The following is a 17,206-nucleotide window of genomic DNA, read 5'->3' as shown; positions in this document are numbered from 1 at the left end:
CGGGATGGTGCCGACCCCTCCCGACGGCCAGCCCGACGGCCAGCCCGACGGCCCGCTCGACGGGCTCCCCGACGGTGTGGTGGTGGCGGACGGCTCGGGCACCACCACCCTCGTCAACGACGTCGCGGCACGGTGGCTCGGCGCGCCGGCGACCGACCTCGTCGGTCGCAGCCTCGACGACGTGCTGCGCCTGCAGGACACCGACGGCTGCGGCTGGTGCGCCACGAACGACCCGTACGGCGGGCTGCGCACCCGCGTCGGCGTGCCCGAGCAGTCGTGGCTGCTGCCCAACGGCCAGGAGGTGCTGACCGCGGCCCGCATCCGGCGCGGCGCCGACGGCGCGGTGGACCGGGTCGCGGTGACCCTGCGCTCGGGGCGGGGCCGCGAGCGGCTCGACCGGGAGCGCTCCGACCTCGTCGCCACCCTGGCCCACGAGCTGCGCTCGCCGCTGACGGGGGTCAAGGGCTTCGTGCAGGCCATGCTCAACCGCTGGGACGTGCTGAGCGACGAGCAGAAGCGGCTCATGCTCACCACGGTCAACAGCGACGCCGACCGGCTCAGCCGGCTCATCACCGAGCTGCTCGACGTCGCCCGCATCGACACGGGCCGGCTCGCGCTCTACCCGCGCCCCAGCGACGCCGGCGTGCTCGCGGCGCGCGTCGTCGACTCGATCCGGGCGGGAACGTCCCGCGTCGTCGAGCTCGACGTGGCCGACGACCTGCCGCTCGTCCAGGCCGATCCCGACAAGTTCGTGCAGGTGCTGACCAACCTGGTCGAGAACGCGGTGCGCCACGGCGAGGGCACCGTGCGGGTGGGCCTGGCGACGGACCCGGACGGGCCGGTGCGGATGGTCGTCGACGACGAGGGCCGGGGGATCCCCGAGGAGATCCGGCGCCGGGTGTTCACCAAGTTCTGGCAGTACGGCGCGGCGGGCGGCTCGGGGCTCGGGATGTACCTCGTCGGCGGCCTCGTGGGCGCGCACGGCGGCACCGTCGAGATCCGGGAGGCCCCCGGCGGGGGCGCCCGGGTCGTGGTCACGTGGCCCGCAGGTGAAACCGGTTCGTCGCCCGGGTCGGTGGGTTCCTAGACTGTGCCGCGGCCCGCGGCGCCGGCGTACCCACGTCGACCTCCGCCTCGGGGGCGCACCCCGCCCGGGCCGCACGCCACCTCACGCGGAAAGGCCGTCATGTCGGGCCCGAACAACTCCTACGACCCCGTCGAGGTCACCCCCCTCAAGGCCGAGGCCGTGGACGCGATGCGCGAGGCCGCCGTGGCGGCGATCGCGGCCGCCGCCGACCTCGGGCAGCTCAAGCAGGTGCGCATCGAGCACACCGGTGACCGTTCGCCGCTGGCGCTGGCGAACCGCGAGATCGGTGCCCTGCCCCCGCAGGCCCGCAAGGACGCGGGCCAGCGCATCGGCCGCGCCCGCGGCGAGGTGGCCCGGGCCCTCGCCGCCCGGCAGGAGGTGCTCGAGGCCGAGCACGAGGAGCGGATGCTCGTCGAGGAGACCGTCGACGTCACCGTCGCGACCGACCGCCGCCCGCGCGGCGCCCGCCACCCCCTGACCACCGGCGCCGAGCGCGTCGCCGACGTCTTCGTCGCGATGGGCTGGGAGATCGCCGAGGGCCCGGTCATCGAGGCCGAGTGGCTCAACTTCGACGCGCTCAACCTCGGGCCCGACCACCCGGCGCGCACCATGCAGGACACCTTCTGGACCTCCCCGCCGGAGAACCACGTCGTGCTGCGCACCCACACCTCGCCGGTGCAGGCCCGCTCGATGCTCACCCGCACCCCGCCGATCTACATCGCCTGCCCGGGCCGCGTGTTCCGCACGGACGAGTACGACGCCACGCACTCGCCGATGTTCCACCAGGTCGAGGGCCTCGCGATCGACGAGGGCATCACGATGGCCCACCTCAAGGGCACCCTCGACCACTTCGCCGCCGCGATGTTCGGCGAGGGCATCACGACGCGGTTCCGACCGTCGTACTTCCCCTTCACCGAGCCCAGCGCCGAGGTCGACCTGGTCTGCTTCGTGTGCCGGGGCACGGCCGTCGACGAGGCGGGCGACACCTGCCGCACGTGTCGCGGCGAGGGCTGGATCGAGTGGGGCGGCTGCGGCGTCGTCAACCCGCGGGTGCTCGTCGCCTGCGGCGTCGACCCCGAGCGCTACACCGGGTTCGCCTTCGGCATGGGCATCGACCGGACGCTGATGTTCCGGCACGGCGTCGAGGACCTGCGCGGCTTCTTCGAGGGAGACGTCCGCTTCACCACCGCCTTCGGAACGGAGATCTGACAAGTGCTGGCCCCGGTTTCCTGGATCCGCGAGTACGTCGAGCTCCCCGACGACGTCACGACCGACGCCCTCGCCGCACGGCTGACGGCGCTCGGTCTCAAGCTGGAGGCGATCAGCCGCACCGGCGAGGGCATCACCGGCCCCCTGGTCGTCGGCCGCGTGCTGACCATGGAGCCCGAGAAGCAGAAGAACGGCAAGACCATCAACTGGTGCACCGTCGACGTCGGCGACGCCAACGGCACCGGCGAGCCGCAGGGCATCGTCTGCGGTGCGCACAACTTCGCGCCCGGCGACCTCGTCGTCGTCGTGCTGCCGGGCGGTGTGCTGCCCGGGGGCTTCGCGATCTCCGCGCGCAAGACCTACGGCCACGTCTCCGCCGGGATGATCTGCTCGGCCGCCGAGCTCGGGCTCGGGCAGGACGGCGACGGCATCATCGTGCTGCCCGCCGGCGCCGGCGAGCCGGGGGACAGCGCCTTCGGCGTGCTCGGGCTCGGCGAGGAGGTCATCGAGTTCGAGATCAACCCCGACCGCGCGTACGCGCTCTCCCTGCGCGGCGTCGCCCGCGAGGCGGCGCTGGCGTTCGGCGCGCCGTACACCGACCCCGTGCTGCGCGACCTGCGCACGGGCGAGGCGGCCGACGGCACGGCGTACCCCGTCGAGGTCGACGACGCCGCGGGGTGCCCGGTCTTCGTGGCCCGCCTCGTCTCCGGCTTCGACCCGGCCGCGCCGACGCCCGCCTGGATGCAGCGCCGCCTGCAGCTGGCCGGCATGCGGCCGATCTCGCTGGCGGTCGACGTCACCAACTACGTGATGCTCGAGACCGGCCGGCCGATCCACGCCTACGACGCCGACGCGGTGCGGGGCACGCTGCGCGTGCGGCGCGCGACGGCGGGGGAGCGGCTCACCACGCTCGACGACACCGAGCGCGTGCTCTCGCCGGAGGACCTCGTCGTCACCGACGACTCGGGCCCCATCGGCCTCGGCGGTGTCATGGGCGGCGCGTCGACGGAGATCTCGGCGTCCACGACCCGCGTGCTCGTCGAGTCGGCGCACTGGGACGCGACGACCATGTTCCGCACGGGCCGGCGGCACAAGATCACGTCCGAGGCCGGCAAGCGCAACGAGCGCGGCGTCGACCCGACCATCTGCGCCGCTGCGGCCGACCGCGTCGTCGAGCTGCTCGTCGAGCTGGGCGGCGCCACGGCGGAGCCGGGCACGACGTACGTCGGCGCGCCGCCCGCGCCCGCGACGATCCCGATGCTGGCCGACCTCCCGGCGCGCGTGACGGGGATGGCCGTCGACGCCGACACGACGGTGGCGCACCTCGAGGCCGTCGGCTGCGCGGTGAGCCGCGACGGCGACGACCTGCAGGCCATCGTGCCGCCGTGGCGTCCCGACCTGAGCGACCCGTTCGACCTGGTCGAGGAGGTCGCGCGGATCGTCGGGTACGACGCGGTGCCCTCCGTGCTGCCCACGCCCACCGCGGGCCGCGGGCTGACCCGCTCGCAGGTGCTGCGGCGCCGCGTCGGGCGCGTCCTCGCCGGCGCCGGGCTCGTCGAGGTCGTCAGCTTCCCGTTCACCGGGGAGGCGGCGCTCGACGCGCTCGAGGTGCCCGCCGACGACGAGCGACGCGACGCGGTGCGCCTCGCCAACCCGCTCGCGGCGACCGAGCCGCTCTACACGACGACGCTGCTCACCGGCACGCTCGGCGCGGCCGCCCGCAACACGGGACGCGGCGCTCCCGGGGTGGCCCTGTTCGAGACCGGCGCGGTGGCCTTCGCCTCCGACGTCGCCGCGCCCCTGCTGGGCGTCGACCGCCGACCGACGACCGACGAGCTCGAGGCGCTGCTCGCGGCCGTCCCGCGCCAGCCGCTCCACCTCGCGGTCGTGCTCGGCGGCGTCCGCGAGAACGCCGGCTGGTGGGGCGCCGGGCGCGCCGCCGACTGGGTCGACGTCGTGGGGACCGTGCGCGACCTGGCCGACGAGCTCGGGATCGAGGTGCGGGTCGCGAACGACCAGCGTGCACCGTGGCACCCGGGCCGCTGCGCCCGCGTCGACGTGGTCACCGCGGACGGCACGCTGGTCCCGGTGGGCCACGCCGGCGAGCTCCACCCGCGCGTCGTCGCCCGGCTCGGGCTGCCGGCCCGCACGGGGGCGGCCGAGCTCGACCTCGACGTGCTCCTCGGCGCCGTGCCCGACGCGGTGCGCGGGCCCGTCTTCTCGACGTACCCGGTCGCGAAGGAGGACGTCGCCCTCCTCGTGGACGCCGGCGTCGCGGCGGGCGACGTGGAGCGGGCGCTGCGCGACGGCGCCGGCGCGCTGCTGGAGTCGGTGCGCCTGTTCGACGTCTACACGGGCACCGGCGTGCCGGACGGGAGGAAGTCGCTCGCGTTCGCGCTGCGCTTCCGCGCCCCCGACCGCACGCTCGCCGAGGGCGAGGCCGCTGCGGCCCGCGACGCCGCGGTGGCGGTGGCCGCCGAGCGCACCGGGGCCGTCCTGCGCGGCTGAGGCCGGCCGCTGGTGCCGCGGGGTGTCTCCCACGACGCGCGGCGGGGCGGGTTGGGCGCGCCATGCATGACCATGTATGGTCATGCACATGACGTCCACCTTCTCCGTCGCCGTCGCCGGGGCCAGCGGGTACGCCGGGGGCGAGGTGCTGCGGCTCCTCCTCGGCCACCCCGCCGTGCGCATCGGCGCCCTGACCGGCGGCTCGAACGCCGGCCAGGCGCTCGGCTCGCTCCAGCCGCACCTGCTGCCGCTGGCCGACCGCGTGCTCGAGCCGACCGACCCCGAGACCCTCGCGGGCCACGACGTCGTCTTCCTCGGCCTCCCGCACGGCCAGTCGGCGCCCATCGCCGAGGCGCTCGGCGACGACACCGTCGTCATCGACTGCGGCGCCGACTTCCGGCTCGCCGACGCCGCGGCCTGGGAGCAGTTCTACGGCAGCGCCCACGCGGGCACGTGGCCCTACGGCCTGCCCGAGCTCGGTGACCAGCGCGCGCAGCTGCAGGGAGCCCGCCGCATCGCGGTGCCGGGCTGCTACCCGACGATCTCCACGCTGACGCTCGCCCCGGCCGTCGCGGCCGGACTCGTCACCGGCGACCTCACCGTCGTCGCCGCCTCCGGCACGTCGGGGGCCGGCAAGGCGGCCAAGCCGCACCTGCTCGGCAGCGAGGTGATGGGCAACGCGAGCGCGTACGGCGTCGGCGGCACCCACCGCCACACGCCCGAGATCACGCAGAACCTCGGCCTGCTGACCGACGCCGAGCTGCGCGTGGGGTTCACGCCGCTGCTCGTGCCGATGGCCCGCGGCATCCTCGCCACCTGCACCGCCCCGCTGGCCGGGCCGTTGAGCGCGGAGGAGGCCCACGCGGTGTACGCCGAGGCCTACGCCGACGAGCCCTTCGTGCACGTCCTGCCGCCCGGCCGGTGGCCGGCCACCCAGTCGGTGCTCGGCTCGAACGCGGTGCACCTGCAGGTGACCGTCGACGAGACCGCGAACCGGCTCGTCGCCGTGGGCGTCGTCGACAACTTGGCGAAGGGCACGGGCGGCGCCGCCGTGCAGTGCATGAACCTGGCCCTCGGGCTGGACGAGACCACCGGCCTGTCGACCGTCGGGCTGGCGCCGTGAGCGGCCCCGACGCGACCAGCCCCGCCACCGCGCAGGACGAGGAGAACGACGTGACGCAGGACGCCGACCAGGAGCACGGGCAGGAGCACGGGCAGGAGCACGGGCAGGAGCAGGCCGCCCCCGGCCCGTTCACCCTCCACCGCTTCCCCGAGAAGCTGGCGGTCGTGGCCTTCGGGCCCGGGAGCGAGGTGCCGGCGTGGGCCGAGTCCTCCTCGGTGTTCGCGGTCATCGCCACGGCCGTGGGCACCACGGTGGTGTGCGCCGCGCGGAACGTGCCGACGAAGGCCCGGGCGCAGCGCCCGATGACGGCCTTCGAGGTCGCCGGCCCGCTCGACGTCGAGCAGCCCGGGCTGCACGTCGAGCTGCTGGCCCCGCTGGCCGAGGCCGGCTGGAGCGCTCGCGTGCTCTCGACGTACGACGCGGAGTGGGTGCTGGTGCCGACCAAGCACGCCGACAAGGCGGAGACCGCGTGGCGACGACGGGGGCACACCGTCTCCGCCGCCGTCCCCGCCACGCCCGCCTCCGGTCGCTGACGCGTCCGCACCCCGAAGGACCTCCACGATGAGCATCACCACCCCCGCCGGCTTCCGCGCGGCCGGCGTCGCCGCCGGCCTGAAGAGCACGGGCGCCACCGACCTCGCGCTGGTCGTCAACGACGGTCCGCGCTTCGACTCCGCGTCGGTCTTCACGTCCAACCGCTGCAAGGCCAACCCCGTGCTGTGGAGCCAGGAGGTCGTCAAGGACGGCGTCGTGCGCGCCGTCGTGCTCAACTCCGGTGGCGCCAACTGCTACACGGGCGCCGAGGGCTTCCAGACCACCCACGCCGTCGCCGAGCGCGTGGCTGAGCGGGTCGGCATCGGGGCGGTCGACGTGGTCGTCTGCTCGACCGGGCTCATCGGCCTGGCGAACCCGCGCGAGAACCTGCTGGCCGGGGTGGACGCGGCGTACGACGCGCTGTCCGCCGACGGCGGGGAGGACGCGGCCCGCGCCATCATGACGACGGACTCGGTGCACAAGCAGGTCGTCGTCGAGGGCGCCGGCTGGTCCGTGGCCGGCATGGCCAAGGGCGCCGGGATGCTGGCCCCGCAGCTGGCCACCATGCTCGTGGTCCTCACCACCGACGCCGTCGTGCCGGCCGCCGACCTCGACACGGCGCTGCGCGCCGCCACCCGCGTGAGCTTCGACCGCCTCGACTCCGACGGCTGCATGTCGACCAACGACACCGTCACCGTGCTCGCCTCGGGCGCGAGCGGCATCACGCCGACCGCCGAGGACTTCACGGCCGCCCTGACGCAGGCGTGCACCGAGCTCGCGATGCAGCTGCTGAAGGACGCCGAGGGCGCCGACCACGAGATCGCCATCACGGTGCTGCACGCGGCCAGCGAGGACGACGCCGTCGAGGTGGGGCGCAGTGTCGCGCGCTCCAACCTCTTCAAGGCCGCCGTCTTCGGGCGCGACCCCAACTGGGGCCGGGTGCTGGCCAGCATGGGCACGACGGGCGCGGCCTTCGACCCCGCGGACCTCGACGTCGCCATGAACGGCGTGTGGGTGTGCCGCCGCTCGACCCCGGCGGAGGACCCGGCCGACGTCGACCTCAGCGGCCGCGAGGTCAGCGTGACGATCGACCTCAAGGCGGGCGACGAGCGGGCGACGGTGTGGACGAACGACCTCACCCACGCGTACGTGCACGAGAACAGCGCGTACTCGTCGTGACCGCCCCCGAGAGCGCCGACGCCGCCGGACCGGCCGAGCCCCAGGAGGACCACGTGGTCGAGGAGATCCACTACAAGCCGAAGGTCGACACCGCCAAGGCGGCGACCTTCGCGGCGGCACTGCCGTGGCTGAAGGCCTACAACGGCAAGATCGTCGTCATCAAGTACGGCGGCAACGCCATGACCGACGACGCCCTCAAGGCGGCGTTCGCGGAGGACGTCGCCTTCCTGCGCTACGCGGGGTTCAAGCCCGTCGTGGTCCACGGCGGCGGCCCCCAGATCAGCGAGATGCTCGGCCGGCTCGACATCGAGTCCGAGTTCCGCGGCGGCCTGCGCGTCACGACGCCGGAGGCGATGGACGTGGTCCGCATGGTGCTCGTCGGCAAGGTCCAGCGCGAGCTGGTCGGCCTGCTCAACACCCACGGCCCGATCGCCGTCGGGCTCTCGGGCGAGGACGCCGGCCTCTTCACGGCCGTCCCGGCCACCACCGTCGTCGACGGCGAGGAGGTCGACCTGGGGCTCGTGGGGGAGGTCTCCCACGTGCGCCCCGAGGCCGTGCTCGACATCGTCGAGGCCGGCCGCGTGCCCGTCATCTCGAGCGTCGCGCCCACCGAGGACGGCGTCGTGCACAACGTCAACGCGGACACGGCCGCGGCCGCGCTGGCCGTCGCGCTCGGCGCCGAGAAGCTGCTCGTGCTCACCGACGTCGAGGGGCTCTACCGTGACTGGCCGAACAGTCCCGACCTCGTCGGCGAGATCAGCCCCGAGGCGCTGGCCGAGATGATGCCGTCGCTGGCCAGCGGCATGGTGCCGAAGATGGGCGCCTGCCTGCGCGCCGTGCAGGAGGGCGTGCCGCGGGCCACCGTCGTCGACGGCCGCGAGCCCCACGCCGTGCTCCTCGAGCTCTTCACCGACGAGGGCATCGGCACCCAGGTGCTCCCCGGCGTGCCCACCAAGATCCGCACCGCCAAGGTGCCCCCGCAGCAGAAGGAGCAGGCGTGAGCGCCCCGCAGGACACCCCGGCCCCCGGAGCGGGCGCCTGGCAGGAGCGCTACGCCGGCGCCCTGATGAACACCTTCGGCCCGCCGAGGACCACGCTGGTCCGCGGCAGCGGCGCCCGCGTGTGGGACGCCGACGGTCGGGAGCACGTCGACTTCCTCGCCGGTATCGCCGTCAACACCCTGGGACACGCCCACCCGGCCCTCGTCGCCGCGGTCAGCGACCAGGTCGCGACGCTGGCGCACGTGTCGAACTTCTTCGCGACGCCGCCGCAGGTCCGCCTCGCCGAGCGCCTGCTCGAGCTGCTGGGCACCGACGGCCGGGTCTTCTTCGCGAACTCCGGCACGGAGGCCAACGAGGCCGCGCTCAAGCTGACCCGCCGTACCGGGCGGACGCGGGTGGTCGTCGCGGAAGGCGGGTTCCACGGCCGCACGATGGGCGCGCTCGCCCTCACGGCCAAGGAGGCCTACCGCACGCCCTTCGAGCCCCTGCCGGGCGACGTGACCTTCGTGCCGTACGGCGACGCCGACGCCCTCGCGGCCGCTGTCGACGACACCGTGGCCGCCGTGCTGGTGGAGCCCGTGCAGGGCGAGGCCGGGGTCGTCGTGCCCCCGGCCGACTACCTCGTGCGCGCCCAGGAGGTCGCCCGTGCCGCCGGCGCCCTGCTCTGGCTCGACGAGGTGCAGACGGGCATCGGGCGCACCGGCACGTGGTTCGCGCACCGCAACCCGGCCCTGGTGGCGGGCGACGTGGTCCCCGACATCGTGACCCTCGCCAAGGGCCTCGCCGGCGGCGTGCCGATCGGTGCCTGCATCGCGACCGGCGGGTCCGGGAAGCTGTTCGACCCGGGCAACCACGGCACCACGTTCGGCGGCAACCCGCTGGCCGCGGCCGCGGGTCTCGCCGTGCTCGACACGATCGAGTCCGAGGGGCTGCTCGAGCGCTCCCGCACGGCCGGTGCGCGCCTGCGCGCGCTGCTGGCCGCCGACGACCGTGTCGTCGAGGTGCGCGGCGCGGGCCTGATGGTCGGCATCGACCTGTCCGCGCCGGTGGCCGCCGAGGCGGTGGCGGCCGCCCAGGACGCGGGGTTCATCCTCAACGCGACGGGCCCCGCACGCATGCGCTTCGTCCCGCCGCTCGTGCTCGCCGACGCCGACCTCGACGCCCTCGCCGGTGCGTGGTCCGGCATCCTCGACGCCGCGTCCGCCGCTGCCGGGGGAGGTGCCGCGTGAGCACGGGTACGCCGGTGCGCCACCTGCTGCGCGACGACGACCTCTCGCCGGTCGAGCAGGCCCAGGTGCTGGCGCTCGCCGCGGCGTACAAGCAGGCGCCGTACGCCCACAAGCCCCTCGCCGGGCCGCGCACCGTCGCGATGATCTTCGACAAGCAGACGCTGCGCACGCAGTCGTCCTTCGCCGCGGGCATCGCCGAGCTGGGCGGCCACCCCCTCCTCGTCGACGGTGCCCTCGCCGGGATCGGCGTGCGGGAGTCCGTCGCCGACGTCGCGCGGGTGCTCGACCGCCAGGCCAGCGCGGTGGTGTGGCGCACCTACGAGCAGAGCCTCCTCGAGGAGATGGCCGCCTGGTCGCAGGTGCCCGTCGTCAACGCCCTCACCGACGACTTCCACCCCTGCCAGCTGCTGGCCGACCTCCAGACGCTGGCCGAGGCCCGGGGCCCGCTGCCCGGGATGCGCGTCGCGTTCCTCGGCGACGGGGCCTGCAACGTGGCGGCGTCCTGGCTGCTGGGCGGCGCGACGGCCGGCATGCACGTCCGGGTCGCGGCGCCGGAGGGCTACCTGCCCACCGCGGACGTGCTCGACCGGGCGGCGGCCATCGGCGCGACGACCGGCGGGTCCGTCGCCGCGACCACCGATCCCGCGGAGGCCCTGGCCGACGCCGACGTCGTGGTCACCGACACCTGGATCTCGATGGGCCGCGAGGAGCAGGCGGAGGAGCGCACGCGCGTCTTCGGCGCCTACGCGCTCGACGCCGCGGCCCTCGCGCAGGCCGGGCCCGACGCGCACGTGCTGCACTGCCTGCCGGCGTACCGGGGCAAGGAGATCGCCGCGGAGGTGATCGACGGCCCGCGCTCGCTGGTGTGGGACGAGGCGGAGAACCGGCGTCACGCGCAGAAGGCCGTCCTCGCGTTCCTCCTGGCCCGCTCCGGCCAGCTGCCCGCCGAGGAGACCTCGGCCGTCGACGACGTCATCGCCGCCGCCGGCCTCGCCGGTCCCGTGGGCGCCTGACGGGCGCCCGAGCCACCTGCACGACGACGCACCCGACCAGACCGACGAGGAGGTGAGCATGAGCGAGTCCGCCCTGACGCCGCTGACGAAGAACGCCCGGCAGCAGCGGATCACGGACCTGCTGGAGCAGCACGAGGTGCGCTCGCAGACCGAGCTGGCCGAGCTGCTCGCGGCCCGCGGGGTGCACGTCACCCAGGCGACGCTGTCGCGCGACCTCGTCGAGCTCGACGCCACCAAGGTGCGGGCCCGCTCGGGCGCGATGGTCTACGCGGTGCCGGCCGAGGGTGGCGACCGCACGCCGACGCACCTGCGCGAGTCGCAGTCGGGCGCCTCCCGGCTGGCGCGGCTGTGCGGCGAGCTCCTCGTCAGCGCCGAGGCGGCGGGCAACCTCGTGGTGCTGCGCACGCCCCCCGGCGCGGCGCAGTACCTGGCGAACGCCTTCGACAAGGCCGACCTCGGCGACGTCCTCGGCACCATCGCGGGCGACGACACGGTGCTCGTCATCGGCCGCGACCCCGCGGGCGGCGAGGAGCTCGCCCGGCGGTTCACCGCCCTGGCCGACGGCCAACCGGGCACCTAGCGCGCTCCACCCCGCACGTGCACGACCCCCCCACCCCCCACCACGACGGCGGCGCCCCCGCGCCGTACCCCCCGACCCGGCTGCGGACCCGCAGCCCCCGCGAGACGAAGGAAGACATCACACGTGAGCAAGGTCCTGACCTCCCTGCCCGCCGGCGAGCGCGTCGGCATCGCCTTCTCCGGTGGCCTGGACACCTCCGTCGCCGTCGCCTGGATGCGGGAGAAGGGTGCAGTGCCCTGCACCTACACCGCCGACATCGGCCAGTACGACGAGCCCGACATCGCGGGCGTGCCCGGCCGCGCCCTGGCGTACGGCGCGGAGCTGTCCCGCCTCGTCGACTGCAAGACGCAGCTGGTGGAGGAGGGTCTCGCGGCCCTGGCGTGCGGCGCCTTCCACATCCGCTCCGCGGGCCGCGCCTACTTCAACACCACGCCGCTGGGCCGCGCCGTCACCGGCACGCTGCTGGTGCGCGCCATGCACGAGGACGGCGTCGACATCTGGGGCGACGGCTCCACTTTCAAGGGCAACGACATCGAGCGGTTCTACCGCTACGGCCTGCTGGCGAACCCGGACCTCCGGATCTACAAGCCGTGGCTGGACGCCGACTTCGTGAGCGAGCTCGGGGGGCGCACCGAGATGAGCCAGTGGCTCACCGAGCGGGACCTGCCCTACCGCGACAGCAAGGAGAAGGCCTACTCCACCGACGCCAACATCTGGGGCGCCACCCACGAGGCGAAGACGCTCGAGCACCTGGACGTCTCGCTCGAGACGGTCGAGCCGATCATGGGCGTGAAGTTCTGGGACCCGAGCGTCGAGGTCCCGACCGAGGACGTGACCATCACGTTCGAGGCCGGGCGCCCGGTCGCGATCGACGGCCGCCGGTACGACGACCCGGTCGCCCTCGTCCACGAGGCCAACCTCATCGGCGGTCGCCACGGCCTGGGCATGTCCGACCAGATCGAGAACCGCATCATCGAGGCCAAGTCGCGCGGCATCTACGAGGCGCCGGCGCTCGCCCTGCTGTGGATCGCCTACGAGCGCCTGCTCAACGCCATCCACAACGAGGACACCGTGGCGAGCTACCACGTCGAGGGGCGCCGCCTCGGCCGGCTGCTCTACGAGGGCCGCTGGCTCGACCCCCAGGCCCTGATGATCCGCGAGTCCATCCAGCGCTGGATCGCCTCGCTCGTCACCGGCGAGGTGACGCTGCGCCTGCGCCGCGGCGAGGACTACACGATCCTGCGCACCGACGGCCCCGCGTTCTCCTACCACCCGGACAAGCTCTCGATGGAGCGCACGGAGAACGCCGCGTTCGGCCCCAACGACCGCATCGGCCAGCTCACGATGCGCAACCTCGACATCGCCGACTCGCGCTCCAAGCTCGAGGCCTACGCCGCGCAGCCGCTCGACCAGGGCCAGGTGCTCGTCGAGAACGGCACCCTGTTCGGCGAGATCGAGACGGGCGGCGCCGACCGCATCGCCGAGAACGCCGCGCTCGAGGGCGCCGAGGGCGAGGCGCTCGACGCCGCCGCCATGGAGTTCGGGACCGACTGATGAGTGACGAGCAGGAGTCGACCCGCACCGGGACCAACACCGGCAAGCTCTGGGGCGGCCGGTTCGCCGGTGGTCCGAGCCCCGAGCTCGAGGCGCTGTCGCGCTCGACGCACTTCGACTGGCGGCTCACGCCGTACGACCTCGCGGGGTCGCGGGCCCACGCGGGGGCGTTGCACCGCGCGGGGCTGCTCACCGACGCCGACCACGCGGAGCTGCTGCGCGGTCTCGACGTGCTGGGGGAGCGGTACGCCGCGGGCGAGCTTCACCCCGGGCCCGACGACGAGGACGTGCACGGTGCCCTCGAGCGCCTGCTGCTCGACGAGGTCGGCCCGGACGTCGGCGGTCGCCTGCGCGCCGGCCGCTCGCGCAACGACCAGATCGCGACCCTGTTCAAGATGTTCCTGCGCGACCACGCCCGGGTGGTGGCCGGGCAGGTGCTCGCCCTCGTCGACGCGCTGGCCGGGCAGGCGGAGCAGCACCTGGGCGCGGTCATGCCCGGGCGCACGCACCTGCAGCACGCCCAGCCGGTGCTGCTGAGCCACCACCTGCTCGCGCACGCCTGGGCGCTGCTGCGCGACGTCGACCGCCTCGCGGACTGGGACGCCCGGGTGGCGGGGGACTCGCCGTACGGCGCGGGGGCCCTCGCGGGCTCCAGCCTCGGCCTCGACCCGCACGGGGTGGCGCGGGAGCTGGGGTTCACGGGCTCGAGCGCCAACTCGATCGACGGCACGGCCTCGCGCGACTTCGTCGCCGAGCTCGCCTTCGTCGGGGCGATGGTGGGGGTCGACGTCAGCCGGATCGCCGAGGAGGTCATCCTCTGGTCGACGGCCGAGTTCCGCTTCGTGTGGCTGCACGACTCCTGGTCGACCGGGTCGAGCATCATGCCGCAGAAGAAGAACCCCGACATCGCCGAGCTCGCGCGGGGCAAGGCCGGTCGTCTCATCGGCGACCTCGCCGGACTGCTCGCCACGCTCAAGGCGCTGCCACTGGCGTACAACCGCGACCTGCAGGAGGACAAGGAGCCGGTCTTCGACACCGTCGACACCCTCGAGGTCCTGCTCCCGGCGTTCACGGGGATGGTGGCGACACTGGCGTTCGACACCGACCGGATGGCCGAGCTCGCGCCCCAGGGGTTCTCGCTCGCGACCGACGTCGCCGAGTGGCTGGTGCGGGAGGGCGTCCCCTTCCGCGTGGCGCACGAGGTGGCGGGGGAGTGCGTGCGTCGTTGCGAGGCCGCGGGCAGCGACCTCCCGGACCTCACCGACGAGGAGCTGCGCGACATCCACCCGGCCCTGACCCCCGGGGTACGCGCGGTGCTCACCGTCGAGGGGTCCGTCGCCTCCCGCGACGGTGTCGGGGGTACGGCGCCGGTCCGCGTCCGCGAGCAGCTCGACGACCTGCGGGCGCGCGCCGCGGCGCTGCGCGAGCGCCTGGCCTGAGGAAGGACCCCCGATGAGCGACCTCCCCGACCTCCACCACCTCCTGGGCGGACCGGTCGAGGAGGTCGCTCCGTCGTTGCTGGCCTCCACGTCGTGCACGGGGAGGTGCGGCTGCGGCTCACGGAGGTGGAGGCGTACGACGGGGAGCGCGACCCCGCGTCGCACGCGTGGCGGGGGAGGACGGCGCGCAACGCGGCGATGTTCGGCCCGCGGGGGCACGCGTACGTGTACTTCACCTACGGGATGCACTACTGCCTCAACGTGGTGACGGGGGACGAGGGCACCGCGTCCGGTGTGCTGCTGCGGGCCGGTGAGGTCGTCGCCGGCACCGAGGTGGCCCGGGCCCGCCGCCCGGGTGCGCCGCCGCGCGACCTCGCCCGCGGCCCGGCCCGGCTCACCAAGGCGCTGGGGGTCGATGCGAACCAGTACGGCGTGCCCCTCCTCGACCCGGCGGGGGAGCTGCGCCTCGAGCGGGCGGGCGACACGCCCGGGCCGGAACTCGTCTCGAGCGGTCCCCGCGTGGGGGTGAGCCGCGAGGCGGAGCGCCCGTGGCGGTTCTGGCTGACGGGGGATCCGACCGTCAGCCCGTACCGCCCGGCGGTGAAGCGGCGCAGGTAACCCGCTGACCTGCGGTTATGCGTCCCGGACGGCTCGGATTTGCACTCCGTTCCCATCCTGCTAATGTTCTTCCTGTCGCGCCGAGCGGCTCCCACTGAAACGGGTCGGAAGACCTGAGCAGCGGTGCGCCGTGAAGCCGATCGGGACGGAGAAGGCCTGCTTGACAGGCCGGATGCGAACCGGTAAGTTTCTGCAGGTTGCCCCGAGGGGCCGGAGAGATACCGGTCAAGCGGTGCGCGTGTGATTCTTGAGAACTCAACAGTGTGTCATATAAGTCGACGGATTAGTTTGTTTGTTTTTGCCTCGTCGGCTCGCTGGTGGCTGGTTCCTTCGGGGGCTGGGTCTCTGGTGGGTTGATGTTTCTTTGGTGGAGACGGATTTTCGATGTCGTAAGATGTCGGGGTTTGTTTTCTGTCTGGGATGAAGGCTTCATTGTTGAAACTCGGCTGGCCCGGAAGGGTTGGTTGGGGTTTTTGTTTTCGATGGAGAGTTTGATCCTGGCTCAGGACGAACGCTGGCGGCGTGCTTAACACATGCAAGTCGAGCGGAAAGGCCACTTCGGTGGTACTCGAGCGGCGAACGGGTGAGTAACACGTGAGTAATCTGCCCCTCACTCAGGGATAACCGCGGGAAGCTGCGGCTAATACCTGATATGACATGGTCTCGCATGAGGTCGTGTGGAAAGTGTTTCAGCGGTGGGGGATGTGCTCGCGGCCTATCAGCTTGTTGGTGAGGTAGTGGCTCACCAAGGCTTCGACGGGTAGCCGGCCTGAGAGGGTGACCGGCCACACTGGGACTGAGACACGGCCCAGACTCCTACGGGAGGCAGCAGTGGGGAATATTGGACAATGGGCGAAAGCCTGATCCAGCAACGCCGCGTGAGGGATGACGGCCTTCGGGTTGTAAACCTCTTTCGCTCATGACGAAGCGCAAGTGACGGTAGTGAGAGAAGAAGGACCGGCCAACTACGTGCCAGCAGCCGCGGTAATACGTAGGGTCCGAGCGTTGTCCGGAATTATTGGGCGTAAAGGGCTCGTAGGCGGTTTGTCGCGTCGGGAGTGAAAACCAGGTGCTTAACACCTGGCTTGCTTCCGATACGGGCAGACTAGAGGTATGCAGGGGAGAATGGAATTCCTGGTGTAGCGGTGAAATGCGCAGATATCAGGAGGAACACCGGTGGCGAAGGCGGTTCTCTGGGCATTACCTGACGCTGAGGAGCGAAAGTGTGGGGAGCGAACAGGATTAGATACCCTGGTAGTCCACACCGTAAACGTTGGGCGCTAGGTGTGGGATCCATTCCACGGGTTCCGTGCCGCAGCTAACGCATTAAGCGCCCCGCCTGGGGAGTACGGCCGCAAGGCTAAAACTCAAAGGAATTGACGGGGGCCCGCACAAGCGGCGGAGCATGCGGATTAATTCGATGCAACGCGAAGAACCTTACCTGGGTTTGACATACGCCGGAAAGCTGCAGAGATGTGGCCTCCTTTTGGCCGGTGTACAGGTGGTGCATGGCTGTCGTCAGCTCGTGTCGTGAGATGTTGGGTTAAGTCCCGCAACGAGCGCAACCCTCGTCCTATGTTGCCAGCACGTAATGGTGGGGACTCATAGGAGACTGCCGGGGTCAACTCGGAGGAAGGTGGGGATGACGTCAAGTCATCATGCCCCTTATGTCCAGGGCTTCACGCATGCTACAATGGCCGGTACAAAGGGCTGCGATCCTGTGAAGGTGAGCGAATCCCAAAAAGCCGGTCTCAGTTCGGATTGGGGTCTGCAACTCGACCCCATGAAGTCGGAGTCGCTAGTAATCGCAGATCAGCAACGCTGCGGTGAATACGTTCCCGGGCCTTGTACACACCGCCCGTCACGTCACGAAAGTCGGCAACACCCGAAGCCGGTGGCCTAACCCTTGTGGAAGGAGCCGTCGAAGGTGGGGCTGGCGATTGGGACGAAGTCGTAACAAGGTAGCCGTACCGGAAGGTGCGGCTGGATCACCTCCTTTCTAAGGAGCTTTAATCAGTCAGGCGTTGGGTCCACATGTCGTGGGTTGCCCTATATGTGTCTGGCGGCTTCTTTGTGGAACCGTCGATGAAGCAGCTCGTGTTGTTGCTGCTGGTGTCTGTTAGTACTGCTGT

The 17,206-nt window shown here is 72.5% G+C and carries 13 protein-coding genes and 1 rRNA gene; all 14 read left to right on the top strand.

Annotated features, from left to right (window positions below; all coding sequences use genetic code 11):
* Positions 1-4: 4 nt before the first annotated feature.
* The 14 genes from INN71_RS16565 (at position 5) to INN71_RS16500 (ending at position 17,073) form a co-directional block, all read left to right on the top strand.
* A complete protein-coding gene (locus tag INN71_RS16565; protein ID WP_277500668.1) occupies positions 5-1,087 on the top strand; it encodes an ATP-binding protein in 1,083 nt (360 codons plus the stop codon).
* A 99-nt stretch (positions 1,088-1,186) separates the two neighbouring features.
* Positions 1,187-2,296: a phenylalanine--tRNA ligase subunit alpha gene (pheS, locus tag INN71_RS16560; protein WP_277500669.1), complete on the top strand. Its 1,110-nt coding sequence runs from the start codon at positions 1,187-1,189 to the stop codon at positions 2,294-2,296.
* A gap of 3 nt (positions 2,297-2,299) precedes the next feature.
* Positions 2,300-4,804 carry a phenylalanine--tRNA ligase subunit beta gene (gene pheT / locus INN71_RS16555; protein WP_277500670.1) on the top strand — a complete coding sequence of 835 codons (2,505 nt, stop codon included), beginning with the start codon at positions 2,300-2,302 and terminating at the stop codon, positions 4,802-4,804.
* An 82-nt stretch (positions 4,805-4,886) separates the two neighbouring features.
* Positions 4,887-5,927 carry an N-acetyl-gamma-glutamyl-phosphate reductase gene (argC, locus tag INN71_RS16550; RefSeq protein ID WP_277500671.1) on the top strand — a complete coding sequence of 347 codons (1,041 nt, stop codon included), beginning with the start codon at positions 4,887-4,889 and terminating at the stop codon, positions 5,925-5,927.
* Entirely contained in the window at positions 5,924-6,460 is a 537-nt protein-coding gene (locus INN71_RS16545; protein WP_277500672.1) for an ACT domain-containing protein, read from the top strand. Before argC ends, INN71_RS16545 begins: the two co-directional genes overlap by 4 nt.
* Positions 6,461-6,488: 28 nt before the next feature.
* Positions 6,489-7,640, top strand: a complete 1,152-nt coding sequence (gene argJ, locus INN71_RS16540; protein ID WP_277500674.1) for a bifunctional glutamate N-acetyltransferase/amino-acid acetyltransferase ArgJ — start codon at positions 6,489-6,491, stop codon at positions 7,638-7,640.
* A 65-nt stretch (positions 7,641-7,705) separates the two neighbouring features.
* Complete coding sequence (gene argB, locus INN71_RS16535) at positions 7,706-8,641, top strand: acetylglutamate kinase (RefSeq protein WP_277500682.1); 936 nt, start codon at positions 7,706-7,708, stop codon at positions 8,639-8,641.
* Positions 8,638-9,870, top strand: coding sequence for an acetylornithine transaminase (locus INN71_RS16530; RefSeq protein WP_277500675.1), 1,233 nt, complete (start codon positions 8,638-8,640; stop codon positions 9,868-9,870). The genes argB and INN71_RS16530 overlap by 4 nt, the downstream gene beginning before the upstream one ends.
* Positions 9,867-10,883, top strand: a complete 1,017-nt coding sequence (gene argF / locus INN71_RS16525; RefSeq protein ID WP_277500676.1) for an ornithine carbamoyltransferase — start codon at positions 9,867-9,869, stop codon at positions 10,881-10,883. The genes INN71_RS16530 and argF overlap by 4 nt, the downstream gene beginning before the upstream one ends.
* A gap of 58 nt (positions 10,884-10,941) precedes the next feature.
* Positions 10,942-11,463, top strand: coding sequence for an arginine repressor (locus INN71_RS16520; RefSeq protein WP_277500677.1), 522 nt, complete (start codon positions 10,942-10,944; stop codon positions 11,461-11,463).
* A gap of 123 nt (positions 11,464-11,586) precedes the next feature.
* Positions 11,587-13,017: an argininosuccinate synthase gene (gene argG / locus INN71_RS16515; RefSeq protein WP_277500678.1), complete on the top strand. Its 1,431-nt coding sequence runs from the start codon at positions 11,587-11,589 to the stop codon at positions 13,015-13,017.
* Positions 13,017-14,456: an argininosuccinate lyase gene (argH, locus tag INN71_RS16510; protein ID WP_277500679.1), complete on the top strand. Its 1,440-nt coding sequence runs from the start codon at positions 13,017-13,019 to the stop codon at positions 14,454-14,456. Before argG ends, argH begins: the two co-directional genes overlap by 1 nt.
* A gap of 93 nt (positions 14,457-14,549) precedes the next feature.
* The gene (locus tag INN71_RS16505) at positions 14,550-15,074 is read left to right on the top strand and encodes a DNA-3-methyladenine glycosylase (RefSeq protein ID WP_367619048.1); all 525 of its coding nucleotides are present in this window, start codon (positions 14,550-14,552) and stop codon (positions 15,072-15,074) included.
* 479 nt (positions 15,075-15,553) lie between these two features.
* Positions 15,554-17,073 (top strand): 16S ribosomal RNA (locus tag INN71_RS16500).
* Positions 17,074-17,206 lie beyond the last annotated feature (133 nt).

Origin of the sequence: Nocardioides sp. ChNu-153 (assembly GCF_030466625.1) — a bacterium.
Taxonomy (GTDB): Bacteria; Actinomycetota; Actinomycetes; order Propionibacteriales; family Nocardioidaceae; genus Nocardioides.
This window is presented reverse-complemented; position numbering and strand designations above follow the sequence as displayed.